Source organism: Mycobacterium sp. (genome assembly GCF_044223235.1).
GTDB lineage: Bacteria > Actinomycetota > Actinomycetes > Mycobacteriales > Mycobacteriaceae > Mycobacterium.
In genome coordinates this window covers 325,737-350,496 of the sequence record NZ_JBGAME010000003.1, presented here as the reverse complement: position 1 = coordinate 350,496, position 24,760 = coordinate 325,737, and the positions used below count along the sequence as shown (strand labels likewise).

25 protein-coding genes are annotated in these 24,760 nt (G+C 67.2%); 18 read left to right on the top strand and 7 right to left on the bottom strand.

What is annotated here, in order from left to right; translation table 11 throughout:
- Positions 1–5 precede the first annotated feature (5 nt).
- Both ADBZ6K_RS07395 and usfY read right to left on the bottom strand, forming a co-directional pair.
- Positions 6–263 carry a Rho termination factor N-terminal domain-containing protein gene (locus ADBZ6K_RS07395; RefSeq protein WP_526345216.1) on the bottom strand — a complete coding sequence of 86 codons (258 nt, stop codon included), beginning with the start codon at positions 261–263 and terminating at the stop codon, positions 6–8.
- Between the two features lie 90 nt (positions 264–353).
- The gene (gene usfY / locus ADBZ6K_RS07390; protein WP_526345215.1) at positions 354–665 is read right to left on the bottom strand and encodes a protein UsfY; all 312 of its coding nucleotides are present in this window, start codon (positions 663–665) and stop codon (positions 354–356) included.
- Positions 666–966: 301 nt separating this feature from the next.
- On the opposite strand from usfY, the gene ADBZ6K_RS07385 reads away from it, so the two are divergent.
- The 8 genes from ADBZ6K_RS07385 (at position 967) to ADBZ6K_RS07350 (ending at position 8,275) form a co-directional block, all read left to right on the top strand.
- Positions 967–2,082: a putative sulfate exporter family transporter gene (locus tag ADBZ6K_RS07385; RefSeq protein WP_526345214.1), complete on the top strand. Its 1,116-nt coding sequence runs from the start codon at positions 967–969 to the stop codon at positions 2,080–2,082.
- Between the two features lie 17 nt (positions 2,083–2,099).
- Positions 2,100–3,077, top strand: coding sequence for an ABC transporter substrate-binding protein (locus ADBZ6K_RS07380; protein WP_526345213.1), 978 nt, complete (start codon positions 2,100–2,102; stop codon positions 3,075–3,077).
- Positions 3,078–3,164: 87 nt separating this feature from the next.
- A complete protein-coding gene (locus ADBZ6K_RS07375; RefSeq protein WP_526345289.1) occupies positions 3,165–3,806 on the top strand; it encodes a queuosine precursor transporter in 642 nt (213 codons plus the stop codon).
- Between the two features lie 94 nt (positions 3,807–3,900).
- On the top strand, positions 3,901–4,575 hold the full coding sequence (locus ADBZ6K_RS07370) for a 5-oxoprolinase subunit B family protein (RefSeq protein WP_526345212.1): 675 nt from the start codon (positions 3,901–3,903) through the stop codon (positions 4,573–4,575).
- A 10-nt stretch (positions 4,576–4,585) separates the two neighbouring features.
- Positions 4,586–5,476, top strand: a complete 891-nt coding sequence (locus ADBZ6K_RS07365; protein ID WP_526345211.1) for a 5-oxoprolinase/urea amidolyase family protein — start codon at positions 4,586–4,588, stop codon at positions 5,474–5,476.
- A 196-nt stretch (positions 5,477–5,672) separates the two neighbouring features.
- Entirely contained in the window at positions 5,673–6,206 is a 534-nt protein-coding gene (locus ADBZ6K_RS07360; protein ID WP_526345288.1) for a GNAT family N-acetyltransferase, read from the top strand.
- A gap of 180 nt (positions 6,207–6,386) precedes the next feature.
- Entirely contained in the window at positions 6,387–7,556 is a 1,170-nt protein-coding gene (locus tag ADBZ6K_RS07355; RefSeq protein ID WP_526345210.1) for a uroporphyrinogen-III synthase, read from the top strand.
- On the top strand, positions 7,553–8,275 hold the full coding sequence (locus ADBZ6K_RS07350) for a sirohydrochlorin chelatase (protein WP_526345209.1): 723 nt from the start codon (positions 7,553–7,555) through the stop codon (positions 8,273–8,275). Before ADBZ6K_RS07355 ends, ADBZ6K_RS07350 begins: the two co-directional genes overlap by 4 nt.
- A 6-nt stretch (positions 8,276–8,281) precedes the next feature.
- Here the strand turns inward: ADBZ6K_RS07350 and ADBZ6K_RS07345 are convergent, their stop codons facing one another.
- The gene (locus ADBZ6K_RS07345; RefSeq protein WP_526345287.1) at positions 8,282–8,554 is read right to left on the bottom strand and encodes a hypothetical protein; all 273 of its coding nucleotides are present in this window, start codon (positions 8,552–8,554) and stop codon (positions 8,282–8,284) included.
- 220 nt (positions 8,555–8,774) lie between these two features.
- Here ADBZ6K_RS07345 and ADBZ6K_RS07340 point away from each other — a divergent pair, with 220 nt between their 5' ends.
- On the top strand, positions 8,775–9,665 hold the full coding sequence (locus ADBZ6K_RS07340; RefSeq protein WP_526345208.1) for a hypothetical protein: 891 nt from the start codon (positions 8,775–8,777) through the stop codon (positions 9,663–9,665).
- 99 nt (positions 9,666–9,764) lie between these two features.
- Here the strand turns inward: ADBZ6K_RS07340 and nirD are convergent, their stop codons facing one another.
- Positions 9,765–10,145 (bottom strand): nitrite reductase small subunit NirD, encoded by a 381-nt coding sequence (gene nirD / locus ADBZ6K_RS07335; protein ID WP_526345207.1) that lies wholly within the window; start codon positions 10,143–10,145, stop codon positions 9,765–9,767.
- On the bottom strand, positions 10,142–12,670 hold the full coding sequence (gene nirB / locus ADBZ6K_RS07330) for a nitrite reductase large subunit NirB (protein ID WP_526345206.1): 2,529 nt from the start codon (positions 12,668–12,670) through the stop codon (positions 10,142–10,144). Before nirB ends, nirD begins: the two co-directional genes overlap by 4 nt.
- A 205-nt stretch (positions 12,671–12,875) precedes the next feature.
- Between nirB and ADBZ6K_RS07325 the strand changes: the two genes are divergently transcribed.
- The 3 genes from ADBZ6K_RS07325 (at position 12,876) to ADBZ6K_RS07315 (ending at position 16,345) form a co-directional block, all read left to right on the top strand.
- Positions 12,876–13,376, top strand: a complete 501-nt coding sequence (locus ADBZ6K_RS07325) for an Hsp20/alpha crystallin family protein (protein ID WP_526345205.1) — start codon at positions 12,876–12,878, stop codon at positions 13,374–13,376.
- A gap of 185 nt (positions 13,377–13,561) precedes the next feature.
- Entirely contained in the window at positions 13,562–15,040 is a 1,479-nt protein-coding gene (locus tag ADBZ6K_RS07320) for a S8 family peptidase (protein WP_526345286.1), read from the top strand.
- Positions 15,041–15,085: 45 nt separating this feature from the next.
- On the top strand, positions 15,086–16,345 hold the full coding sequence (locus ADBZ6K_RS07315) for a serine/threonine protein kinase (protein ID WP_526345204.1): 1,260 nt from the start codon (positions 15,086–15,088) through the stop codon (positions 16,343–16,345).
- A gap of 10 nt (positions 16,346–16,355) precedes the next feature.
- Here ADBZ6K_RS07315 and ADBZ6K_RS07310 read toward each other — a convergent pair whose 3' ends face one another.
- A complete protein-coding gene (locus ADBZ6K_RS07310; RefSeq protein WP_526345203.1) occupies positions 16,356–17,126 on the bottom strand; it encodes an isocitrate lyase/PEP mutase family protein in 771 nt (256 codons plus the stop codon).
- 119 nt (positions 17,127–17,245) lie between these two features.
- Between ADBZ6K_RS07310 and ADBZ6K_RS07305 the strand changes: the two genes are divergently transcribed.
- The 5 genes from ADBZ6K_RS07305 (at position 17,246) to ADBZ6K_RS07285 (ending at position 21,581) form a co-directional block, all read left to right on the top strand.
- A complete protein-coding gene (locus tag ADBZ6K_RS07305) occupies positions 17,246–17,539 on the top strand; it encodes an Rv0250c family protein (RefSeq protein WP_526345202.1) in 294 nt (97 codons plus the stop codon).
- A 128-nt stretch (positions 17,540–17,667) separates the two neighbouring features.
- Positions 17,668–18,489, top strand: coding sequence for a succinate dehydrogenase subunit SdhC (sdhC, locus tag ADBZ6K_RS07300; RefSeq protein WP_526345201.1), 822 nt, complete (start codon positions 17,668–17,670; stop codon positions 18,487–18,489).
- 62 nt (positions 18,490–18,551) lie between these two features.
- Positions 18,552–20,513 (top strand): fumarate reductase/succinate dehydrogenase flavoprotein subunit, encoded by a 1,962-nt coding sequence (locus ADBZ6K_RS07295; protein WP_526345200.1) that lies wholly within the window; start codon positions 18,552–18,554, stop codon positions 20,511–20,513.
- A gap of 1 nt (position 20,514) precedes the next feature.
- Positions 20,515–21,276 carry a succinate dehydrogenase/fumarate reductase iron-sulfur subunit gene (locus ADBZ6K_RS07290; RefSeq protein ID WP_526345199.1) on the top strand — a complete coding sequence of 254 codons (762 nt, stop codon included), beginning with the start codon at positions 20,515–20,517 and terminating at the stop codon, positions 21,274–21,276.
- A gap of 149 nt (positions 21,277–21,425) precedes the next feature.
- Positions 21,426–21,581 (top strand): hypothetical protein, encoded by a 156-nt coding sequence (locus tag ADBZ6K_RS07285; RefSeq protein WP_526345294.1) that lies wholly within the window; start codon positions 21,426–21,428, stop codon positions 21,579–21,581.
- A gap of 16 nt (positions 21,582–21,597) precedes the next feature.
- Here ADBZ6K_RS07285 and ADBZ6K_RS07280 read toward each other — a convergent pair whose 3' ends face one another.
- Complete coding sequence (locus ADBZ6K_RS07280; RefSeq protein ID WP_526345198.1) at positions 21,598–22,092, bottom strand: flavin reductase family protein; 495 nt, start codon at positions 22,090–22,092, stop codon at positions 21,598–21,600.
- A 429-nt stretch (positions 22,093–22,521) separates the two neighbouring features.
- Here ADBZ6K_RS07280 and ADBZ6K_RS07275 point away from each other — a divergent pair, with 429 nt between their 5' ends.
- Positions 22,522–24,375: an acyl-CoA dehydrogenase family protein gene (locus tag ADBZ6K_RS07275; protein ID WP_526345197.1), complete on the top strand. Its 1,854-nt coding sequence runs from the start codon at positions 22,522–22,524 to the stop codon at positions 24,373–24,375.
- Positions 24,376–24,760: the final 385 nt, after the last annotated feature.

The window sequence follows — 24,760 nt, the reverse complement described above, 5'->3', positions numbered from 1 at the left end:
CGCCCTCAGTGGTTACGCAGCAGCTCGATCAGCCGGTCCTTCTGCATTCGCGAGTAGCCCGTCATGCCGAGTTCCTTTGCCCGGGCCTTCAGTTCAGTGACGGTCCACTCGTCATACGAACCTGACTTCCCGCCCTTGCGGCCGACCGCCGATCTGCCGCGGGCGGCCGCGGCGTTGGCGATCCTGGCGGCCTTCTCCTTGGAGTTGCCCTCCTGGCGGAGTTCTTCGTAAAGTTTCTCGTCCTTGATCGATGCATTCGGCATCCAGTCACCTCCGTCTACGTTCCATCCGTGCGCGACTGCCCGCTGCGCGCGAGTTCCCGCCCCTGTGCACCGCGAAACCGCGGCGGGTGATCAACTGGTCGGAGGCTCCGCCCATGCGTGCGGATTCTCCGCGTGCCAGCGTCGTTCGGCTATGCGGACCCGCCGGTGCGCGATGGCCAGCCACGCCAGACCGCCGATGATCGCGGCCGCCGACACGATGCCCGCCACCCAGGCGGTGGCCGCGGAGCCGGTGGCGAAGGCGAACAGGCACACCACCAGTGCGACGATGCCAACCGCCACCGCGATCAAGCCGGGCGCGTTCGTCCCGTTCTTCATCGACTCGCCTGCGTGCTGCCGTGTCGTCCGGGCATGGTCGACCGGATCCTGCGATGTGTCTCCCACGGGTGCTCCTTCCGCTGGGCGTCCTGGGCACCGACGGTGCGTTTCCCCGGTGCGTTCTCCCGTAGCCCTCTGCTACCCGGCAATGGCGACGATCAAACGGGCCGGACAACGGCGACTCCAGTCGACCACGTAGGAACCGATTCCGGTCGGACGATTCGATTCGCGCTGAGCACAACTCGTGCCACCCACCGCGTCGCTGACTAGCCTGCGGGGTCATGAGTGAGGATTGGCTCGCTGTCATCGTCGGCCTGAGCCTGTTGGTCCTGGTGCTTGTCGGCGCGATCCCGGGCAGCGTGATTCCGTGACCACGCAGACCACCGAAGAGCGGTCGCGAACGGGTACCTCGGCACTGGGTTACGCCGTTGCCGGTGTCGTCGTGGTTGTGGCCTTGGGCGCCGCCACCCGCTTCCTGGAGGCGCAAGTCCCCACCTGGGCCGCCGGCACGCCATTTGCCAAGATCGCCAAGTCGGTCGAGTTCCCCGTTTATGCAATCGCTTTGGGATTGATCGGCAACCTCATCCTCAGCAAGCTCGCGCTGCGCGACGCGCTGTCACGCGGGTTTCGTACCGAGTTCTTCATCAAGACCGGCCTGGTGCTGCTCGGGGCGTCGATCAACCTCAAGCTGTTGATCAGCGCCGCCGGACCGGCGATCATTCAGGCTCTGCTGCTCATTTCGATCGTCTTCGGCTTCACCTGGTGGTTGGGGGGCAGGCTCGGACTGGACGACAAACTGCGCGCCCTGCTGGCCTCGGCGGTGTCGATCTGCGGGGTCAGCGCCGCGATCGCCGCCGCAGGAGCGGTGCAGGCCAAGCGTGAACAGCTCGCCTACGCCGCGTCGCTGGTCATCGCGTTCGCACTGCCCTCGATCTTTCTGCTGCCGTGGCTGGCGCACTGGTTCGGGCTGCCGGATGCGGTCGCCGGGGCATGGATAGGCGGCAACATCGACACCACAGCCGCGGTGGCCGCGTCGGGCGCCATCGCCGGCGAGGATGCCCTGCAGATCGCCACCATCGTCAAGACCACCCAGAACGCCCTCATCGGCGTCGTCGCGATCGCGCTGACCGCCTACTTCGCCCTGAAAGTCGAGCGACGCGACGCGAACGAGGCCCGACCCACCATCGGGCAGTTCTGGGAACGCTTCCCGAAGTTCGTGCTGGGCTTCACCGTGGCTTCGGTGATCGGAACCCTCTACCTGCAGTGGGCCGAGAACGGCAAGGCGGTCATCGGCACCGTCAACGACCTGCGCACCTGGTTCCTGATCTTCGCGTTCGTCGCGATCGGCCTGGAGTTCTCGCTGAAGGGGCTGCGGGAGGCGGGCTGGCGGCCGGTCGCCGTGTTCGCCTCGGCCACCTTCGTCAACATCGTCGTGGCGCTGGGCCTGGCCCTGGTGCTGTTCGGCAACTTCCAGGTGAGTTAGCGCGTACGCTCTGGCCGGTGCAAACGGGCTTGTCACGCCGGCGCTTCCTCGCGCTCAGCGCGACCGCCGCCACGCTGGCCGCGTGCGGCCCACCGAAACCGGGGACGGTCGCCGACGACGGGTCGGTGACCATCGCGCACGCGTTCGGCGAGACCAGGATCCTGTCACCGCCTCGGCGGGTGGTGAGTGCGGGCCTCACGGAACAGGACGATCTGCTGGCCGTCGGGGTCGTCCCGATCGCCGTCACCGACTGGTTCGGCGGCGAGCCGTTCGGCGTGTGGCCCTGGGCCCAGCCCAGACTCGGGGGCGCCCAGCCCGTCGTCCTCGGCCTGAGCGACGGCATCCAGGTCGATCAGATCGCCTCGCTGAAGCCCGACCTGATCGTGGCGACCAACGCGGGACTGGATGCGGACATTTACACGCGGCTGTCGGCGATCGCGCCGACCGTCGCGCAATCCGGTCAGGACGCGTTCTTCGAACCGTGGAAGGACCAGGCCACCACAATAGGTCAGGCGGTGTTCAAAGCCGATGACATGAAGGCCCTCATCGAGGGTGTCGACGACACGTTCACCACCGCGGGCAAGGGCCAGCCGCGGTTCTCGGGGGCGAAGGTGCTTCTGTTGAGCGGCACCTTCTACCGGGACAGTGTGCAGGCCACGCCCGCCGGCTGGCGCACCGATTTCCTTACCCAGATGGGCCTGGTGATCCCCGACAGCATCGACGACTACGACCACGACGGCCGCACCCTCATTCCCCGCGACCACATCGCGTCGGTCCTCGATGCCGCCGACGTGTCGGTGTGGACGACGGAGAGCCCGGAGCAGCAGGCCGCGCTCGAAGCCGACCCTGTCATCGCGGGGCTACGGGCGGCCGACCGGCGCCGCCATGTGTTCACCGACAAGGAGCTCGCCGGAGCGATCGCGTTCGCTTCACCGCTGTCCTATCCAGTGGTCGCCGGCCGGTTGCCTGCGCTGATCGGCGCGGCACTTGCCTGACAAGATGTCGGGGTGACAAGCCAGAAGACCACCCCGACCGAGCCTCATGCCGCCGCGTTCGCCCAGGTCGGATCGACCTACTATCCGATGCTCGTCGCGGTCTTCACCGCGCTCGTGATCATCTCCAACGTCACCGCGACCAAGGGGGTCGCGTTCGGGCCGATCATCGGTGACTGGTCGATCATCACCGACGGCGGATTCATCGTCTTTCCGCTGACCTACGTGATCGGTGACGTGCTCTCGGAGGTCTACGGGTTCCGGGCCGCGCGTCGGGCGATCTTCCTCGGATTCGCCATGAACGCGCTCGCGGCGCTCGCGTTCTGGGTGACGCTCTATCTTCCTGCCGCCGACTTCTACGCCAATCAGGCACACCTCGAGAACATCGTGCACGCCTACACCCAGCTGATCGTGGCGGGGCTCGCGGGTTTCATCGTCGGCCAGACCATCAACGCCTGGGTGGTTGTGGCAATCAAGGAACGCACCAAGGAGAAGCATCTGTGGGCCCGGCTTGTCGGCTCGACGTTCGCCGGACAGCTCGGCGACACACTGGTGTTCTGCAGCATCGCCGCAGGGGCCATCGGCATCAGCTCCTTCGGTGACTTCGTCACCTACACCGCGCTGGGCTGGATCTACAAGACGTTGGTCGAGGTGCTGCTGCTGCCAGTGACCTACCGCGTGATCGCAGCGATCAAGCGGCGTGAGCCGACCTACCGGCCCGTCACCGTGTGAGCGGCCGATAAAGTCATGAGCCTTCGGTAAGGCAGCTCTGGCAACGCTCACAAAGGAGCGGCCGGCGACTTTACCGGCGGGTAGCTTGGGAAGTATGACCGCGACAACGGATGCCAAGATCACCGGCGAGATCATCGGCAAGGTCATCGGCAAGGTGCACGACTACGGCGACCAAGCGCTGCTGCTCGAGTTCGACAGCACCGCCGAGATGCTGGCGTGGGCCGACGTGGTGCGCGACGCCCACCTGCCCGGGGTGGTCGACATCGTGCCGGCCTCGGCGACCGTGCTGATCAAACTCGCCGGCCCGCGCTATCTGGCGCCGACACGACAGCGCGTGGCCGCCCTGCGGCTCGATCCCGCCGTGATCGCCGAATCGGCGCACGGCCACCGCGTCGACATCACCATCGACGTGGTGTACGACGGCCCCGACCTGCACGAGGTGGCTCGGCTGACCGGGCTTGCGCCCGCCCAGGTGATCGCCGCGCACACCGGCACCCCATGGCGGGTCGGCTTCGGCGGCTTCGCGCCCGGATTCGCCTACCTCGTCGGTGGTGACGAACGCCTCCAGGTTCCCCGCCGCGCGGAACCGCGAACGAAGGTACCCCGCGGATCCGTCGCCCTCGCCGGCGAGTTCAGTGGTGTCTACCCGCGGGAATCGCCAGGCGGCTGGCAGCTCATCGGCCGCTCCGATGCCGTGCTGTGGGACGTCGAACGGGAAACGCCCGCCCTGCTGACGCCAGGCATGTGGGTTCAGTTCCGGGCAGTGTGAGGGGATTCCGATGACCGCATGTTTGGAAGTCCTGCGCACAGGACCGCTGGCGCTCGTCGAGGATCTCGGCAGGCCCGGGCTCGCCCACATGGGGGTGACGCGCTCCGGCGCCGCCGACAGGCGCTCCCATGCGCTGGCCAACAGACTGGTCGCCAACCCCGGCGACAGCGCCACCATCGAGGTGACGTTCGGAGGGTTCGCTGCCCGGGTGCGCGGCGGCGACGTGGCGATCGCGGTCACCGGAGCCGACACGGACCCGTCGGTCAACGGGGTCCCGTTCGGCACCAACAGCATTCACTACGCCCATGAGGGCGACGTGATATCGATGGGGGCGCCGCAGGCGGGGCTGCGCACGTACGTCGCGGTCCGCGGCGGCTTCGACGTCGAACCAGTCCTCGGCTCCCGCAGCTACGACGTGATGTCCGCGATCGGGCCCGCCCCCCTGCGCGCCGGTGACGTGCTGGAGGTCGGCGACCACCCTGACGAGTTCCCCGAACTCGACCAGGCGCCGGTGGCCGCGATCAAGACCGACGTGCTCGATCTCGATGTTGTACCGGGGCCCCGCGACGACTGGTTCGTCGATCCCGATGTCCTGGTACGCACCAACTGGCTGGTGACCAACCACAGCGACCGGGTCGGGATGCGGCTGGTCGGGATGCCGCTGGAGTACCGGTGGCCCGACCGGCAGCTGGCGAGCGAGGGCGCCGCCCGCGGCGCGATCCAGGTCCCGCCGAACGGATTCCCGGTGATCCTGGGACCGGACCATCCGGTGACCGGCGGCTATCCGGTGATCGGCGTGGTCACCGACGGCGACATCGACAGGGTGGCTCAGATCCGGCCGGGCCAGACGGTCCGTCTGCACTGGTCGAGGCCGAGGAAGCCGTTCACCGACCGTCGTTGACCCTCCCGAGGTGGGTGTCAAACGGCGCCCGCGCTGGTAGAACGACAGTGTGGACACGCACGATCCCAATGGTCCTCACGTGCGCGGCAACCCCAACGCTCCTCACGTGGGCGGCAACCCCAATGCTCCTCACGTCCGCGGCAACCCCAACGCTCCTCACGTCCGCGGCAACCCCAATGCTCCTCACGTCCGCGGTGTGCACACGGCACGCCTCGTCCACACCTCCGACCTCGACAACGAGACCCGCGAAGACGCGCGCCAGATGGTCATCGAGGCGTTCGCAGGTCAGTTCACCGACGCCGACTGGGAGCACTCGCTCGGCGGCATGCACGCACTCATCGGTTATCACGGTGCCCTCATCGGGCATGCGGCTGTCGTCCAGCGCAGGCTGATCTACCACGACACCCCGCTGCGCTGCGGATACGTCGAAGCGGTGGCGGTACGGGAGGACTGCCGTGGCCAGGGCCTCGCGCGAGCGCTGCTGGACGCGGTTGAACAGGTCGTGCGCGGCGCCTACCAACTCGGCGCGCTGAGTTCATCCGACGCCGGTCGCCGTCTGTACGGCTCCCGCGGGTGGATCCCGTGGCGCGGGCAGACCTACGTGCTTGCACCCGCAGGCGTCACCCGCACCCCCGACGACGACCGCTCCCTCTTCGTCCTGCCGATCACCGTCGATCTCGACGACACCGCGGAGATCACCTGCGACTGGCGTGCAGGCGACGTCTGGTAGGCGCCGATCTCACAACCGCCACGCGGCCCGGGTGAGCGGAACGTCACAGCCGGGTCACCGCACGCAGCGTCGGGGCAATAATGAACGCATAGCGTCGTGAGCCGAGCCGGGGCTGAACGGTACACAGCCCCGCAATGACCCGGTAACCGCTTGGAAACACGACATGCATACACAGAACATATGAGCCAGCCCGACTGGCAGCCGCTCACCGGCTTCCGCGTGGCCGTCACATCGGCCCGCCGAGCAGACGAGCTGAGCACAATGCTGATCCGCAGGGGCGCCTCCGTCACCTGCGCCGCCGCGATCGACATGGTGTCGCTGCCCGACGACGACGAGCTGCGGACACACACCGAAGCATTGATCGACTCACCGCCCGACATTGTGGTGGCGACCACCGGAATCGGGTTCCGCGGCTGGGTCGCCGCCGCCGACGGCTGGGGCCTGGCCACCGAACTGGTCAACGCGCTCGGCAAGGCTCGCGTCGTCTCGCGCGGACCCAAGGCCACCGGAGCGCTACGCGCTGCCGGGCTGCCCGAGGAATGGTCGCCCGAATCCGAATCGTCCCGGGAGGTGCTGCACTACCTGCGCGAGGCCGGTGTCGCCGGCCACCGCATCGCGGTGCAGTTGCACGGCGCGACCGCCGACTGGGACCCGTTCCCCGAGTTCATCGGCGAGTTGTGCGAGGCGGGTGCCGAAATCGTGCCCATCCGGGTGTACCGCTGGCGCCCCGCACCGCGCCACGGCGCGTTCGACCAACTCGTCACCGGCATCGCCGACGAGCAGTTCGACGCGGTGAGCTTCACGTCGGCGCCCGCCGTGGCGTCGGTCATCATGCGCGCGGCCGAGCTGGGCGTGAGCGATCGGCTTCTGGCAGCGCTGCGCGGACCGGTGCACGCCATGTGCGTCGGTCCCGTCACCGCGCGTCCCCTTGTCCGGCTGGGGGTGCCGACCTCGATGCCCGAACGCATGCGTCTCGGCGCCCTGGCGCGCCACATCACCGACGAGCTACCGCTACTGCGGTCGCGCACCATGCGGGTAGCGGGTCATGTGCTCGAGATCCGCGGCACCTGCGTGCTGGTGGACGGCGCCGTCAAGGCGCTTTCCCCCGCGGCGATGGCGACCATCCGAGCCCTCGCCCATCGCCCCGGTACGGTGGTATCGCGCGCGAGCCTGCTCGATGCACTGCCGGGCAGCGGCACCGACACCCACGCCGTGGAAACCGCCGTGCTGCGGCTGCGCACCGCGCTCGGCGACAAGAACATCGTGTCGACGGTGGTCAAGCGCGGTTACCGGCTAGCCGTCGACGACGACATCGATGAGAACGTCCGCAACAAGGCGCAGCCACTGTGAGCCTGCTGCTGGTGGCGCACGGCACGCGCAAACGGCAGGGCGTGTCGATGGTCGGTGACCTCGCCGATCGCGTCGCCGCCATGCTCGGCCGCACCGTGCACGTCGCGTTCGTCGACGTCCTCGGCCCCACCCCTAGCGAGGTGCTTGCGGACTGGCACGACCGGCCTGCGATCGTGGTGCCCGCCTTCCTGTCCCGTGGCTATCACGTACGCGCGGACATACCGGCACACGTGGCCGACAGCGGGCACCCCGATGTGACCGTCACCGCCGCCCTCGGGCCCGACCCGCAGATGATCCGGGTGATGGCCGGCAGGTTGGCCGAATCCGGCTGGCGTCCCGGCGATTCGGTCGTCCTCGCCGCGGCGGGCACTTCGGATCCGACCGCCCAGCGCGACCTCCACACCACGGCCACCTGGCTGTCGGCGCTGACCGGATCGCGGGTAGAGCCGGCCTTCGCCGCGACCGGGACACCGCGGATCGCCGACGCGGTGACCGCATTGCGCCGCGACGGCGCGCGCCGCGTCGTCGTGGCGTCCTACCTGCTGGCGGACGGCCTGTTCCAGGATCGGCTGCGGGCCAGTGGCGCCGACGTGGTCACCGATCCGCTCGGCCTGCATCCCGGCACCGTGCGCCTCGTCGCCGCCAGGTTCCGCCGCGCACGCCTGCCGCAGCAGGCCGGCCGGTGGGCGGTGGCCCGGGACCGGGGCGAGGTCGCGTAGCCCGGGCTAGATGCAGCCACTGACGTTGATGCGCCTGCCGACGTTCGCGCAGACGTTGATATTCGGCGGCGGAGGCGGTGGGGGCGGCGGAGGCGGTGCCGCATAGTCCTCGGGCATCGGCGCATACTCCGCGGGAGGGGGCACCCACGGCGCGATGGCGTCGGCGATGCTGCCGCACCCGCTGACGGAGACGCGCCTGCCCCCGACACCGGCGCACACATCGGCGTCATGCTGGGTGGTCATCGTCGACGCGCCCAACATCTCGATGCCGGTGACCATGGCGACCCCGCAGAGCACGGCAACCCCGATCCGTTTGCATCGGTTCATCTGAATCCCCATCTCCTCGGGCACACCGGTGGTGTCGGTGCCGCGCCGCGTGCTGTCAGCGCACGCGCATTGTGCACCGCGGCCACCGCAATTTCCCGGCTTTGGTCGAACGTCACAGAACCGCGACATTGTCTCGACGATCGGAAAGGCGGGCGAGTGCCATACTCGCGCAATGACACAACGCTCCGTTGCGTTGGAGACCTACCGCTATCTGCGTGGCGGTATGCCGGTCATGATCGTGATGTTGGCCGCCGCTGTGCTCATCGAGAGAGTGCGGGCGGATTGCTGGCAGACATCGATCAGCGCCTACTACTTCACCTCGGCGCACGCCGTGTTCATCGGCGCTCTCTGCGCGACAGGCGCCATGTTCATCGTCTACCGCGGCAGCAGCGACACCGAGGACGTGCTACTGAACCTGGCGGGCATCCTGATGTTCATCGTCGCCATGGTGCCCACCACGCGCCCCGTCCTCGAATGCGGAACCGCCTTGGCGCCCGGCGAACTCGAGCTCGGGACGGTCATCCGCTCGAATGTGTGGGCGGTCGTCATCGCACTGGTCGCCTCCCGGTTGGCGTCCTGGTGGCTGCACCGCAGGACAGACACGTCCGACCAGATGAGCGTCCTTGGCACCGTGGCGATCTGGGCCCAGCGCCTCATCCTCGCCGTGGGCCTGGCCACCCTGATCCTCGCCCCCGACTGGTTCACCGCGAACGCCCACGGCATCGCGGCCGTGATCATGTTCGCCGCGATGATCCTGACGGTGTTCATCACCGCATTCCTCAGTGGACGGCAGGATGACGCCAAATGTCCGAATCGGCAGATCTACCACCGGCTCTATCATCTGATCGCCGTGGCGATGGTGCTGACCCTGACGGTGACGGTGGCGCTGCACTTCACCCTCGACGGCTTCAACCACGCCGTGCTCATCGCCGAATCCGCGCTGATCCTCGAATTCGGCGCCTACTGGACGATCCAGACGATCGAGTTGTGGAGCACCGGGACCCGCGACGAGCTGATCTCCGACGACGCTTGCACACGACAGCGGCTGTTGCGCGCGCTGTGATGGTCTGTGCCGGGGCTTCTGCGCCAGGGCTGTTGGTTCGACGCCCCCCACGACCCCTGCGCAGACATCGCGCAGTCCAGTCGCGGCGGCCAATCGCGGCTACGCCGAGATGCGGCGGCCCACCTGTACGACGCCGTAGTCGGTGACCCGGGTGGCGTATACCGGCAGCGAGACGGCAGGGTCATCGAGGCAGGTCCCGTCGTCCAGCGCGAACGCCTGCTTCTTGATCGGCGTCTGAACCGTGGCTCGGCCCGCGCGGTCGCCCACGATGCCGCGCGACATCACCGCAGCTCCCGAGAACGGATCGATGTTGCCCACCGCCCGCAGCGAGCCGTCGTCGAGGCGGAACAGCGCCGCCTGCGATCCGTCGTCCAGCAGGACACCGGCACCGCGGCAAGGGATCAGGAAGTCGTACCGGCACGCATTGGTCCAGGCGTGGAGGTCATCCGCCTTGGCGCGACGGTCGTCGAGCAGCGTCATGATTGCTCCTTCTGATAGCGGGGCATGCCGATCGGCACCTTGCGGCCGTGGCTCTCGGTGAATTGCACGGTCGGATCGGGAGTTTCGGGCGCGTTGACGAAGGAAACGAATCGCGACAGCTTGTCCGGATCGTCCAGCACACCCTTCCACTCGCACGCGTAGCCGTCGATGTGGCGGGCGATCGCGTCTTCGAATTCGGCTGCCAGGCCCAAGGTGTCGTCGCACACGACCTCACGCAGGTGATCCAGTCCGCCGTCGAGCGCCTCCAGCCACGGCGCCGTGCGCTGCAGTCGGTCGGCGGTGCGGATGTAGAACATCAGGAACCGGTCGATGTAGCGCACCAGGGTTTCGTCGTCGAGGTCCCCTGCGAGCAGTTCGGCATGCCTCGGCGTCATCCCGCCGTTGCCGCACACGTAGAGGTTCCAGCCCTTCTCGGTGGCGATGACGCCGACGTCCTTGCCACGCGCCTCTGCGCACTCACGGGCACACCCGGAGACACCCATCTTGATCTTGTGCGGTGCACGCAGCCCGCGGTAGCGCAACTCCAGGTTGATGGCCATGTGCACCGAATCCTGCTGGCCGTAGCGGCACCAGTCACTGCCCACGCAGCTCTTGACCGTACGCAGCGACTTGCCGTATGCGTGGCCGGATTCCATCCCGCCTTCGACGAGGCGCCGCCAGATCTCGGGCAGCTGATCCACCCGCGCACCGAACATGTCGATGCGCTGCCCGCCGGTGATCTTGGTGTACAGGTTGAAGTCCCTCGCGACCTCGCCGATGAGGATCAACTGTTCGGGCGTGATGTCGCCGCCGGGCACCCGCGGCACCACCGAATAGCTGCCGTTCTTCTGGATGTTGGCCAGGAAGTGGTCGTTGGAATCCTGCAGCGACGACTGCTCACCGTCGAGGATGTGCCCGGAGCCGGTGGACGCCAGGATCGACGCGATGGCGGGTTTGCAGAGATCGCAACCCTTTCCGGTGCCGAACCGCTCGATGAGCCCGGAGAACGTGCGGATCTCGGTGGCGCTGATGATCTCGAAAAGCTCGGCACGCGACTGGCTGAAGTGCTCGCACACCGCCTTGGACTGCTCGACGCCCTCGGCCTCGAGCAGCTGCTTGAGCAGCGGCACACAGGAACCGCAGGAGGTGCCGGCCTTGGTGCAGGCCTTCAGCGCGGGCACGTCATGACAGCCGGCGGCGATGGCGTCGGTCAGATCGCCCTTGGTGACGTTGTTGCATGAGCAGATCTGCGCCGCGGCGGGCAGTGCACCGACACCGAGGGCCGCCCCGCCCTCGGAGCCCGCCGGGGCGATCAACGCCATCGGGTCGCCGGGCAGCTGCTCGCCGACCATCGGCCGCAGCAACCCGTAGCTGGACGCGTCGCCGACGAGGATGCCGCCCAGCAGGGTCTTGGCGTCATCGGACAGGACGAGCTTGGCGTAGGTCTGGTTGACGGCGTCGTTGACGACGACTTCCAGGCAGTTGGGCGTGGTTCCCATGGCGTCGCCGAAGCTGGCGACGTCGACGCCCAGCAGCTTGAGTTTGGTCGACATGTCGGCTTCGGGGAACTCGGCGGCGCCGCCGAGCAGCCGGTCGGCGACCACCTCGGCGCTGGTGTAGCCGGGCCCCACCAAGCCGTAGCAGCGGCCCTCGATGGCGGCCACCTCACCGACCGCGTACACCGCGGGATCGGTTGTCACACATGACAAATCGGTGAGCACACCGCCGCGCTCGGCGATCCCCAGCCCGGCCGCGCGGGCCAGCTCGTCGCGGGGACGCACCCCGGCGGCGAACACCACCACACCGGCGTCGATCTGGCTTCCGTCGCTGAGGGTGATCAGCAGCGACCCGTCCGGCGTGGCTTCGACGGCCTTGGTGCCGACACCGGCGTGCACCGCGATGCCCAGCTCGCCGATCATCCGGCCCAGGAGTGCCCCGCCCGCCTCGTCGAGCTGCACGGCCATCAGCCGCGGCGCCATCTCGACGACGTGCGGTTGCATCCCGAACCGGCGCAGCGCGTTGGCCGCCTCCAGTCCGAGCAGGCCACCGCCGACCACCACACCGGCGGTGGTGTGCCCGGCGGCCAGGGTGCGCTGCACATCAGCGTGGATGGCGTCGAGATCGTCGAGAGTGCGGTAGACGTGGCAGCCCGGCAGGTCGTGACCGGGTACCGGCGGCACGAAGGCATACGAGCCGGTGGCCAGCACCAGTGCGTCGTATCCGACCTCGGCGCCGTCGGCGGTGCGCACACTGCGGGCGTCGACGTCGACGGCGGTCACCGCACCACCCAGCCGGAGGTCGACCAGGTCGTCGCCGGCGTAGTCGTTGCCGGGCAACGCCAGCTGGGCGCGGTCCCAGTGCTCGGTGTAGCCCGTCAGCCCGACCCGGTCGTAGGCGGCGTCGGCCTCCTCTGCCAGCACGGTGACCCGCCAGGACCCATCCGCGTCGCGGGCGCGTAACGCTTCCACGAACCGGTGTCCGACCATGCCGTGCCCGACGACCACCACATCTCTGCTCGACGTCATGCGGCCGAGGCTAGGGAGCCGATATTGCGGCCGTGTCGGCCCTGTGTGAAGCCGCCATCACACTGTGCTCACTTGCCCGGACACCGCGTTGTGAGACCTGTTCACTCCCGGCGAACACCCAGACGGAACTTAAGCGTGATCGACTCAAGTTCTATCGGGTGAGACCGGTGAGGTGCCGGTCGGACAACACAGACAAGGAGCACTCATGAGCAGGAATGTCACCCTGTGGGCTCGTCCCGCGTGGAATGCAGACCGCTGGGTCCGTGATTTCTTCGGCCCCGCCACCGCCGACGACTGGTTCAAGCCACTGCCGGCAGGCTTCAATCCCGCCGCGGAGATCGTCCGGGACGGTGACGACGCGATCGTGCGTGTGGAGCTGCCCGGTGTCGACGTCGCCAAGGACGTCAACGTAGATGTCGAGGACGGCCGACTGGTCATCCACGGCGAGCGCCGCGACGAGTTCACCGCCGAGCAGGGCCCCCGGGACGGCACTGAGGACGGCAAGGACGAGCAGGCCCCCGTGCGCAGGACCCTACGTGAGGTCAGGTACGGCTCCTTCCGCCGTTCGTTCGCGCTGCCCGAGCACATCACCGGTGACGCCGTCACCGCGTCCTACGACGCAGGCGTACTCACCGTGCGGATAACCGGGGCACACAAGAAGCCCGAGGTTCCCGGCGCGCAGCGCATCGCGATCGACAGCAAGTAAGTTTCGACGAGGTGCCGAAATCCGGTGGGGTCATACCCACCGGATTTCTTTGGCGGGCCCGGTGAGCGGGTTCAGGACATCCGCAGGAAACAAGTAGTTCGATACTCGCGCGCGGACCGACGCCGGAGCCACACCATACGAGAGTGCCCCCAGAGCCGTTGCTCCCGCGCGGTCCCCGCCCGTCATTGGTCAGCCCGCTGGTCCTGAGCGATCGCGATGCGGCTCCGCCCGACGCGGCCCGCGCGCTACTCGCCGACGAGCAGGACCGGCGCGTGGTGCTCGTCGAGTTGCGGCTGGAGCCCGGCGACATTCCCGACATCGTCCGCGGCAGGTTCATGGATCTGTTCACGCAGGTTTTCAACGCCGCCGACGGTCCACCGCAGCCCGAACCAGTGGGCCGCCACTACATGCGCTGCGTGCTGACCCCCGACGAGGTCCGGCAGCTCGTCCAGGGTGGTTCCCGGTCTCCGACGACGCGGGCGGCGCAACGCGCGCTCTCACTGATCTTTCACGTCTGGCCCGATCTCGTGGTCGACGCACACCTGGACCGGTCGTTGGGCACGATCAAGGCCGACGCCGCATCGCGCACCTACTGCTGCAGCGGAGCCGGCATCGTCTGGGCCGTTCTGGATTCGGGAATCGACGCGACACACCCGCACTTCGTCGCGAACGCCACGCTGACCGCCGATTCGGTCAAGGCGCTGCACCGCGACTTCACCCTGCGATCCGGCCCGCCCGTTGATCCGCTGACCGATCCGGTGGGCCACGGCACCCACGTCGCGGGAATTATCGCCGGATGCGCGCCCACCGACGCGGCCGTCCTGCGCATCGCCGCCAACGAGCCCACCGCCGAGGGCTTTCCGAACTGGGTGCCGCGCGGACTCGCCGACGGCGGTTGCCTGTCGGGGGTGGCACCGAAGGCCAACCTCGTCAGCCTCAAGGTGCTCGACGACAACGCCAAAACACTGTCGAGTGTCATCATCGATGCCCTGGACTATGTCCGGACCATCAACGGCTACGGCCGCGACCTGCAGATCCACGGCGTCAACCTGTCGCTCGGATGTGGTTGGCTACCAAGAGATTACGCTGCAGGCCAGAGTCCGCTCTGCAAGGAGCTGGATCTGTTGGTCGGTACCGGTGTGGTCGCCGTCGTCAGCGCGGGCAACTCGGGGGCCGGCGGCACGATGACCGGCATGAGCAATGACATATACGGACAGCTGGCCACGATCACCGATCCCGGCAACGCCGCATGCGCCATCACCGTCGGTTCCGTCCACCGCTACCGCCCGCATACCTTCGGCATCACCTTCGACTCGTCGAAGGGACCGACGCTGGACGGTCGGCTCAAACCCGATCTGGTGGCCCCCGGCGAGCGCATCACGTCGGCCGCGACCGGTGGGCTGGCCGCAGGTGTTCCGCCCCTGACCGCGGAGAACGGCGATGCCGCAGGCGCAGCCTGTTACATCGAAGACAGCGGGACCTCGATGGCCGCGGCGCACGTGTCGGGGGTGGCCGCCGCATTCATGTCGACCCGTACCGAGTTCATCGGACAGCCCCAGCAGGTGAAGGACATCCTGATGTCCACCGCCACGGACCTGGGCCGCCACCAGTTTTACCAGGGCGCAGGTCTGGTCGACCTCATGCGGGCATTGTCCAACACCTGACCGCAAGCCCTTCGATACCAGCCCCTTCGATACGAGGAACGCACCATGGCCACGATCAACGGAATGCCGTACTACGAAGTCGAATTCACCGCAGACGGCTCCCTGGACACCGCGGGCGGCGGGGACGGCGGGCTCATCGCGGCAGTCGCGGCGAGCGGGATCAGCGACGTGTTCGTCATGTCGCACGGCTGGAACAACGGCGTGGACTCGGCGCGCAACCTGTATCGCGCGATGTTCGGCCTGCTAGCCGACCAGCTGGGCGCACGCCGGTCCGCCAGCGTCGCCGTCGGCCTCATCTGGCCCTCACTGCTGTTCCCCGAGGACGACCCGGCGACCGCGCGGGCGGTTCCGTCCACGGGCGCTCAGCTCGCGGCCGCACTGGCCCCCGCGTTCCCCGGCCAGCAACAGCCGTTGGCGACCATCGGCGAGCTGCTCGACGACAGGCCCCAGGACGCCGCGAAGCTCAACGAGTTCCACGTGCTGGCCAACCAGCTGGTGACCACCCCACCGCAGGGCGGCGAGGACACCGGCGAGTCTCGGCTCCTCAGCGCCGACACGCTCACAGTTCTCAGCCATGCCGCGGCGATGGCGCCCCGGCAGGGTGGCGACGCGCAAGGGATCGGCAATCCGTTCTCGGTGTTCTGGTCGGGCGCCAAGGAGGTGCTGCGCACGCTGAGCTACTACGAGATGAAGAATCGGGCCGGCGTTGTCGGGCAGGCCGGGCTGGGTCCGCTGCTGGGCCGGCTGGCCGGACCACCGCGAATCCACCTGATCGGCCACAGCTTCGGCGCGCGGCTGGTGTCCTATGCCCTGGCGGGATTGCCCGACGGCTGGCGCGGGTCGGCGAGCGCGGTCAAGTCCCTGACCCTGGTCCAGGGCGCCTTCTCACATTTCACCTTCGCCTCACCGCTGCCGATCGACGCCGCCAGAAGCGGCGGTCTGGCCGGTGTCCGCGACCGCGTCGACGGCCCGCTGATCGCCACGTTCAGCTCTGCGGACCGCGCAGTCGGGTGGTGGTACCCCGCCGCGAGCATGCTGGCGCGCGAAGACAGCGAGGCCGCCGACGACCTGGTCTACCGGTGGGGCGCGATGGGCCGCGACGGCTACCAGCAGCGGCCGGCGGCGACCGTGGTGCCTCTGTCGGCAGCGGGCAAGCCCTACCACTTCTCTCCGGCGACGTTCTACGCGTTGGACTCCAACGAGGTCATCAACGCCAACCAGTCGCCGTTCAGCGGGGCGCACAGTGACATCTGCCATCCCGAGGTGCTCTGGGCGGTGGTGTGCGCGGCCGGTCTGGATGCCTGACGCGCCGACCTCACACCCAGCGCGCGAGGATCTCGTTGGCCCGAGCAGTCAACGCCGCCTGTAGAAATGGGCCGAAGCTGATCCGGGCAACCCCCAGCGGGCCGAACGAGGCGGGGTCATCCTGGTTCGGCAGGGCGATCGCATTGATGGGAAGCGGAAGTTCGGTCGCCAAGCGCCGCAAGGTATCCGGGTCGTGACGTCCGACCGGATACAGGACGTCGGCGCCGGCGGCAGCCGCCTCGGTCAGCCGGACGATGGCTCGGTCGACACGATCCGACGCGTCACCGTCCTGGCGCAGGAACAGGTCAGTGCGCGCATTGACCACCACGTGTACACCGGCGGAGTCGGCGGCTTCACGCAACGCCCCGACGAGCTGGGCGTGCTCGGCGGAGTCCCGCAGCCGGCCACCCTCACTGTGCACGGTGTCTTCGATGTTGAGCCCGACCGCGTCGACACCGAGCAGGCCGTCGATGAGGCGGCCCGGGGACTCGGCGTAGCCCGATTCGATGTCGACCGACACGGGGACGTCGACGGCCGCGGTGATCTGGGCGACGCGCGCGAGCAGGTCGTCGAACGACATCCCCTCGTTGTCCCCCTTACCGAGCGAGTCGGCCACCGGATGGCTGCCCACCGTCAGGGCCGAAAAGCCCGCGTCGACGGCCAGCTTCGCCGACCAGGCGTCCCACACCGTGGGGAGAATGACCGGATTGCCCGGCTGGTGCAGCGCGAGCAACGCGGCTGCCCGATCTTGTAGTTCCTGCTTCGACACTGCGTCGGACACGCCGTCATCCTTCCACTCTGGGTCGTGCGGCGTGACCTTCGTCACGTCGCACTTCATAATGTGACTAGCATCGATTGTCGTACTGTGATCGATGACACCCTTCAGCCCGAGGAGGTCAATTGTCCAGCACCACCGAGTTCACCGAGCTGCACGAGCTGATCGGAGATCTGCGGCGCTGCGTCACGGCGCTGGTGTCCAGGTACGGTGACTCGCCCGCCACCCGCCGCATTGTGAACGACGCCGAGGGCATTCTCAATGCCGTCGACCGGCTCGACATCGACGCAGAGGAGCTGGAGCTCGGCAGGCGGGTCACGCGTCACAAGCAACCGGAGAAGATCCCGATCCCCGATACCCAGTACGACTCGGACTTCTGGCGGGATGTGGACGACGAAGGTGTCGGGGGGCAGCGATGAGCGCTTGCGCCGCGACGAGCGGAATGCCCCGCATCCGATAGACAACATGCGAGCAGGAACTGACGGAACCGCCGAGGAACCGGCTTCGCGCACCCGCGTGGTCTGCGACCGATACAGGAAAGGGAGCCTTGAGCGCACCCACCGCTGACCGCCCGGGGACGGGCGTCTTCTCGTCCAACCGCGCTGCAATTCCCCAGCGCACACTGCGTACCGATCGGTGGTGGAAGGCCCCGCTGCTGACTGACCTGGGCCTGGCCACATTCGTCATCTACGCGACCGTGCGCGCATTCTGGGGCAGCGCGTATTGGGTTCCCGAATACCACTATCTGACACCGTTCTACTCACCGTGCGTGAGCACGGCGTGTGCGCCGGGGTCAAGCCATTTCGGCACGTGGGTCGGCGAACTGCCGTGGTTCATCCCGATGGCGTTCATTTCACTGCCGTTCCTTCTACTGTTCCGCCTGACCTGTTACTACTACCGGCGCGCCTACTACCGGTCGGTGTGGCAGTCCCCGACGGCATGCGCGGTGGCCGAGCCGCACGCGAAATACACCGGAGAGACTCGCTTCCCGCTCATCATGCAGAACTTCCACCGCTATTTCTTCTACGTCGCGGTGCTCATCTCGCTGGTCAACACCTACGACGCCGTCACCGCCTTCCATTCGCCGTCGGGCTTCGGATTCGGTCTCGGCAACGTCATCCTCACCCTCAACGTCATCCTGCTGTGGGCGTACACGCTGTCCTGCCACTCATGCAGGCACGTCACCGGCGGCCGGCTCAAGCACTTCTCCAAACATCCTGTGCGCTACTGGATCTGGACGCAGATCAGCAAGCTCAACACCCGCCACATGCAGTTCGCGTGGATCACCCTCGGCACTCTGATGCTGACCGACTTCTACGTCATGCTGGTTGCCAGCAACACCATTTCGGATCTGAGATTCATTGGCTGACAATCTCGAAGATCTCGCTGACATGAGCGCTAGTGCACGCACGAAAAGGCAAGTGAGGGTAAATGGCTGAGCCGGGTTCTCCTCGACCGAGGGCCTCGTCGGCGGTGGAACGGCATCCCTACGACGTGATCGTCATCGGAGCCGGCGGCGCCGGGCTGCGAGCGGTGATCGAGGCCAGGGAGCGCGGCCTGCGCGTCGCCGTCGTATGCAAGTCACTGTTCGGCAAGGCGCACACGGTGATGGCCGAGGGCGGCTGCGCGGCGTCGATGAAGAACGCCAACCCGAAGGACACCTGGCAGGTCCACTTCGCCGACACGATGCGGGGCGGCAAGTTCCTCAACAACTGGCGGATGGCCGAACTGCACGCGCAGGAAGCTCCCGACCGGGTGTGGGAGCTGGAGACCTACGGCGCGCTGTTCGACCGCACCAAGGACGGCCGGATCAGCCAGCGCAACTTCGGCGGCCATACCTACCCGCGCCTGGCCCACGTCGGTGACCGCACCGGCCTGGAGATCATCCGGACCATGCAGCAGAAGATCGTCTCGCTGCAGCAGGAGGACAAGGCCGAGCTGGGCGACTACGAGGCCAGGATCAAGGTGTTCGCGGAGTGCACGATCACCGAGCTGATCCTCGACGAGACCGGCGGTGAACGCAGAATCGCCGGCGCGTTCGGTTACTGGCGCGAGTCGGGCCGGTTCATCCTGTTCGAGGCCCCGGCCGTGGTGCTCGCCACGGGCGGGATCGGCAAATCCTTCAAGGTGTCGTCCAACAGCTGGGAGTACACCGGCGACGGACATGCGTTGGCGCTTCGGGCCGGCGCGACGCTGATCAACATGGAATTCATCCAGTTCCACCCCACCGGGATGGTCTGGCCGCCCAGTGTGAAGGGCATTCTGGTCACCGAGGGTGTGCGCGGCGACGGCGGGGTGCTGAAGAACTCCGACGGCAAGCGGTTCATGTTCGACTACATCCCCTCGGTCTTCAAGGGCCAGTACGCCGAGACCGAGGAAGAGGCGGACCAATGGCTCAAGGACAACGACTCCGCGAGGCGCACCCCTGACCTGCTGCCCCGCGACGAGGTGGCCCGCGCCATCAACTCCGAGGTCAAGGCCGGACGGGGCACCCCGCACGGCGGGGTCTATCTCGACATCGCCTCGCGCATCCCCATCGAGGAGATCAAGCGCCGGCTGCCGTCGATGTACCACCAGTTCATGGAGCTGGCGGAGGTCGATATCACCAAGGACGCGATGGAAGTCGGGCCGACCTGCCACTACGTCATGGGCGGCATCGAGGTCGACCCCGACAGCGGGGCGGCGAGGACGCCGGGTCTGTTCGCCGCGGGCGAATGCTCGGGCGGAATGCACGGCAGCAACCGGCTGGGCGGCAACTCACTCTCGGACCTGCTCGTCTTCGGGCGCCGCGCGGGCCTCGGTGCGGCTGACTACGTGCGTGCGCTCGCCGACCGGCCGAGGGTCCCCGACGACGCCGTAGACGCCGCCGCAAAGATGGCCCTGTCCCCCTTCGACGAGCATCCCCACGCCGAGAATCCCTACACGCTGCACCAAGAGCTGCAGCAGTCGATGAACGATCTCGTCGGGATCATCCGCCGGGCCGACGAGATCGAGGATGCGCTGACCCGACTCGCGGAGCTCAAGGCCCGACTACGTAACGTCACCGTCGAAGGCCACCGGCAATTCAACCCGGGCTGGCACCTGGCCGTCGACATGCGCAACATGCTGCTTGTCAGCGAGTGCGTGGCCAAGGCCGCGTTGCAGCGCACCGAGAGTCGCGGCGGCCATACCCGCGATGACTATCCGCAGATGGACGCCGACTGGCGCAACACGCTGCTGGTGTGCCGCGCGGCGGGGGGCGACCCCACGGCGGCTCTGGTCCCCGATGTGAGCGTGACACCCGAGTCGCAGGTCCCTATGCGACCCGATCTTCTGGACTGTTTCGAGCTCTCGGAGCTGGAGAAGTACTACACGGACGCTGAACTGGGCGACCATCCGGAACGGAGAAACTGAGATGGGCGGCTCCCAAGGAAGCTACCAAGCCAGCATGCGGGTGTGGCGCGGCGACGAGACCGGCGGCGACCTGCACGACTACCGGGTCGAGGTCAGCGAGGGCGAGGTGGTGCTCGACATCATCCACCGCATCCAGGCCACCCAGGCGCCCGACCTGGCGGTTCGGTGGAACTGCAAGGCCGGCAAGTGTGGTTCGTGTTCGGCCGAGATCAACGGCCGACCGCGGCTGTTGTGCATGACCCGGATGTCGACCTTCGATCCCGCCGAGACGGTGACGGTCACCCCGCTGCGCGCGTTTCCGGTGATGCGCGATCTCGTGACCGATGTGTCGTACAACTACGAAAAGGCGCGCGAGATCCCGTCGTTCACCCCGCCGAAGGACCTCCAGCCGGGCGAGTACCGCATGCAGCAGGTCGACGTGGAGCGCAGCCAGGAGTTCCGCAAGTGCATCGAGTGCTTCCTGTGCCAGAACACCTGCCACGTGATCCGCGACCATGAGGAGAACAAGCCTGCGTTCGCCGGACCCCGCTACCTGATGCGCATCGCCGAACTCGACATGCATCCGCTGGACGTCCTGGACCGCAAGGACATGGCACAGGACGAGTTCGGCCTGGGCTACTGCAACATCACCAAGTGCTGCACCGAAGTCTGCCCCGAGCACATAAAGATCACCGACAACGCACTCATCCCAATGAAGGAGCGGGTCGCCGACCGAAAATACGACCCGATCGTCTGGCTCGGCAACAAACTCTTCAGGCGCTGACGATCGGCAGCCGCTCACGAAGTGTGAAGCAACGGACGAGTTTCTGAAAATACTCGCGTCTGATTCGGGTGCGATCCGTGGCCTCACCGCAAAAGGCGCGTAGGCTCGTGCCAAGCGGCCAATCAACGACGAAGGGCAGCAATATGGGCATGGGACAAACCCACAGCGTCAACGACATCCGCACCGCCATCCGCGAGCTGACGGCCCGCGCCGAACTGGCTCGCAAAGAGGGCAGGCCGGAGGATGCCGCGGAGCTGGATCAGCGCATCAAGGGCTATCGCGAGGAACTCGCCGAACGTCCGTAGCGAGCCGAGCCGCCGGTCAGGCGCCCAACCGGCGAAACGTACTGCGGTGGAACACGATCGGTGGGACATCGGGGTGAACGGTAATGCCGCTCACCCGCAGGATCACGATCGTGTGGTCGCCGGCGGGGATCGTCTGCTCGATCGAGCTCTCCAGCCATACGCTGGTGCCCTCGACGAACACGGCTCCGCTGCCGGTGGACACGGTCCGCAGCCCGGCGAACCGGTCGCCGGTCTTGGCGGCCAACGCCCGGGCGGCCTCGTCGTGTGACTCGCCGAGCACACTGATACCGAGGAATGGCAGCTCACGTAGCTTCGGCCAGGTCGCGGACGTGTTTTGCACGCAGAAGGACACCAGGGGCGGCTCGAGGGATACGGGGACGAACGTGCTCGCTGCCAGCCCCGTGCGGATCCCGTCGATCTCAGCGGCGATCGCGATGACACCAGACGGGAAATGCCCGAATGCCTCGCGAAGACTCGATGGGCTGAGGTTGGCGGTCATATCAACTTCCATCTTCACACGCGATATTGCGCTGCGGCCACGTCCCGATACCCACGGACGCTGCAACGCCGGACCGACGCGCTTCATGCCGGCGTCACCGGGCCATCCTCGTGGCGGGGCCGCGCGCTGACCATGTTCGAGATCTGCGTGAGCAGAAAACCCCGGATCGGCTAGGGACCGGTCAAGGGGGTCGACCGGACAGTTTCCTCCCGCTCCCCAGCCTCTTATGTGACCAGCATCACACCATTTGAAAAGGCCTGGTTGGGCGGGTGTCACCCCGCTAAACGAACCCCGATCAACCACTGGGTTGATTAGTGCATGGAAATTGCTCAAGATAGCTTTGCGTTGATGTTACCGAGCGGTATAGTTGGGCGCAGTTACTGGTGGGTAACTTGACCCAGAGTGCCCAACCGCGAGTGGCGTTCTCATCGAGGAGGAAAAGTGTCCCACTACAAGAGCAACGTCCGTGACCAGGTATTTAACCTCTTCGAGGTGCTGGGCCTCGACAAGGCGCTCGGTGCGGGCGCGTTCAGCGATCTGGACGCGGATACCGTACGCGAGATGCTGGGCGAGATGGCCCGGCTGGCCGAGGGGCCGGTTGCGGATTCGTTCGCCGACGGCGACCGCAACCCACCGACATTCGATCCCAAGACGCACACGGTGACGCTGCCCGAGTCGTTCAAGAAATCCGTACGCGCCGTCATCGACGGCGGCTGGGACAAGGTGGGCGTCGAAGAGGAACTCGGCGGCATGCCCATGCCGAAGGCACTCGTCTGGGCCCTGCACGAACACCTGCTCGGAGCGAACCCCGCGGTGTGGATGTACGGCGGCGGCGCAGGCTTCGCCAGCATCTTCTACAAGCTCGGCACCGAAGAGCAGAAGAAGTGGGCCGTGCTGGCCACCGATCGCGGCTGGGGCGCCACCATGGTGCTGACCGAACCCGATGCAGGCTCCGACGTGGGCGCAGGACGCACCAAGGCTGTCAAGCAGGACGACGGCTCGTGGCACATCGAGGGCGTGAAGCGGTTCATCACGTCCGGCGATTCCGACGATATGTTCGAGAACATCTTCCATCTGGTGCTGGCCCGTCCCGAGGGTGCGGGCCCCGGCACCAAGGGGCTGTCGCTGTTCTTCGTTCCGAAGTTCCTGTTCGATCCGGAGACCGGTGAGCCGGGCGAGCGCAACGGCGTCTTCGTCACCAACGTCGAACACAAGATGGGCCTGAAGGTTTCGGCCACCTGCGAGCTCTCGCTGGGTCAGCACGGCGTCCCCGCCAAGGGTTGGCTGGTCGGCGAGGTGCACGACGGCATCGCGCAGATGTTCGACGTCATCGAGCAGGCCCGCATGATGGTCGGCACGAAGGCGATCGCGACGCTGTCGACCGGTTACCTCAACGCGCTGGAGTACGCCAAGAGCCGTGTTCAGGGCGCGGACATGGTCCAGATGACCGACAAGGCCGCACCCCGCGTGTCGATTACCCACCATCCCGACGTGCGCCGCAGCCTGATGACCCAGAAGGCCTACGCCGAGGGTTTACGCGCCCTGTACCTGTTCACCGCGACTTATCAGGATTCGGCCGTCGCCGAGGCGCTGCACGGCGTCGACGCGGGACTGGCGGTGAAGGTCAACGACCTGATGCTGCCGCTGGTAAAGGGCGTCGGCTCGGAACAGGCCTATGCCAAGCTCACCGAGAGCCTGCAGACCTACGGCGGTTCGGGCTTCCTGCAGGACTACCCCATCGAGCAGTACATCCGCGACGCCAAGATCGATTCGCTCTACGAGGGCACCACCGCCATCCAGGCGCAGGACTTCTTCTTCCGCAAGATCGTCCGCGACAAGGGCGTGGCTCTGGCGCATGTGGCCGGCCAGATCGACAAGTTCATCAAGAACGAGGCGGGTGACGGTCGGCTCAAGACCGAGCGCGCGCTGCTTGCGACGGCGCTCACCGACGTCCAGGCGATGGCTGCGACGCTGACGGGCTATCTCATGTCGGCGCAGGAGGATCCGAAGAACATCTACAAGGTGGGCCTGGGTTCGGTCCGCTTCCTGATGAGTGTCGGCGACCTTGTCATCGGATGGCTGCTGCTCCAGCATGGCGCCGTGGCGATCGCACAGCTCGATGCCGCGGCCGGGGCGCCTGGGACGTCCGGCGGCGACGATCGCGCCTTCTACGAGGGCAAGGTCGCAGTGGCGTCCTTCTTCGCCAAGAACTTCCTGCCGCTGCTGACCGGCACGCGCCAGGTGATCGAACAGCTCGACAACGACGTCATGGAGCTGAGCGAAGCGGCGTTCTGACACGTCTTGTGCCGCTTCGTCGACGAGGCCCTCGGGGTGACCCCGGGGGCCTCGTGCGTGTCGTCACGAGGGGCTTGACGGCAGCTGCACCTGCAGAACCGCATACGAGATCCCCGTAGGTATCGCGGCGATCGCCGTCCCGCTGGCCCTGGTGTTCGTCCGCCCAGGGGCGGATGGCTTCGCCGGAGTCGGCGTACCCTTCACCGTCGGAGTTTTCGCCGTCGGGCCGGTCATCGTGGGCGTCTCGCACGTTTTGGGTCTGGGGTAGAGCCGGCAGGGGTCCGATGGCTGCGCGAATGCCGTGGCGGCCGCAACCGAGGACATCATGACTGCTGTCCCACCCACGGCGGCCAGGAATCGATGGACGAGTATCACGGTGGATGCC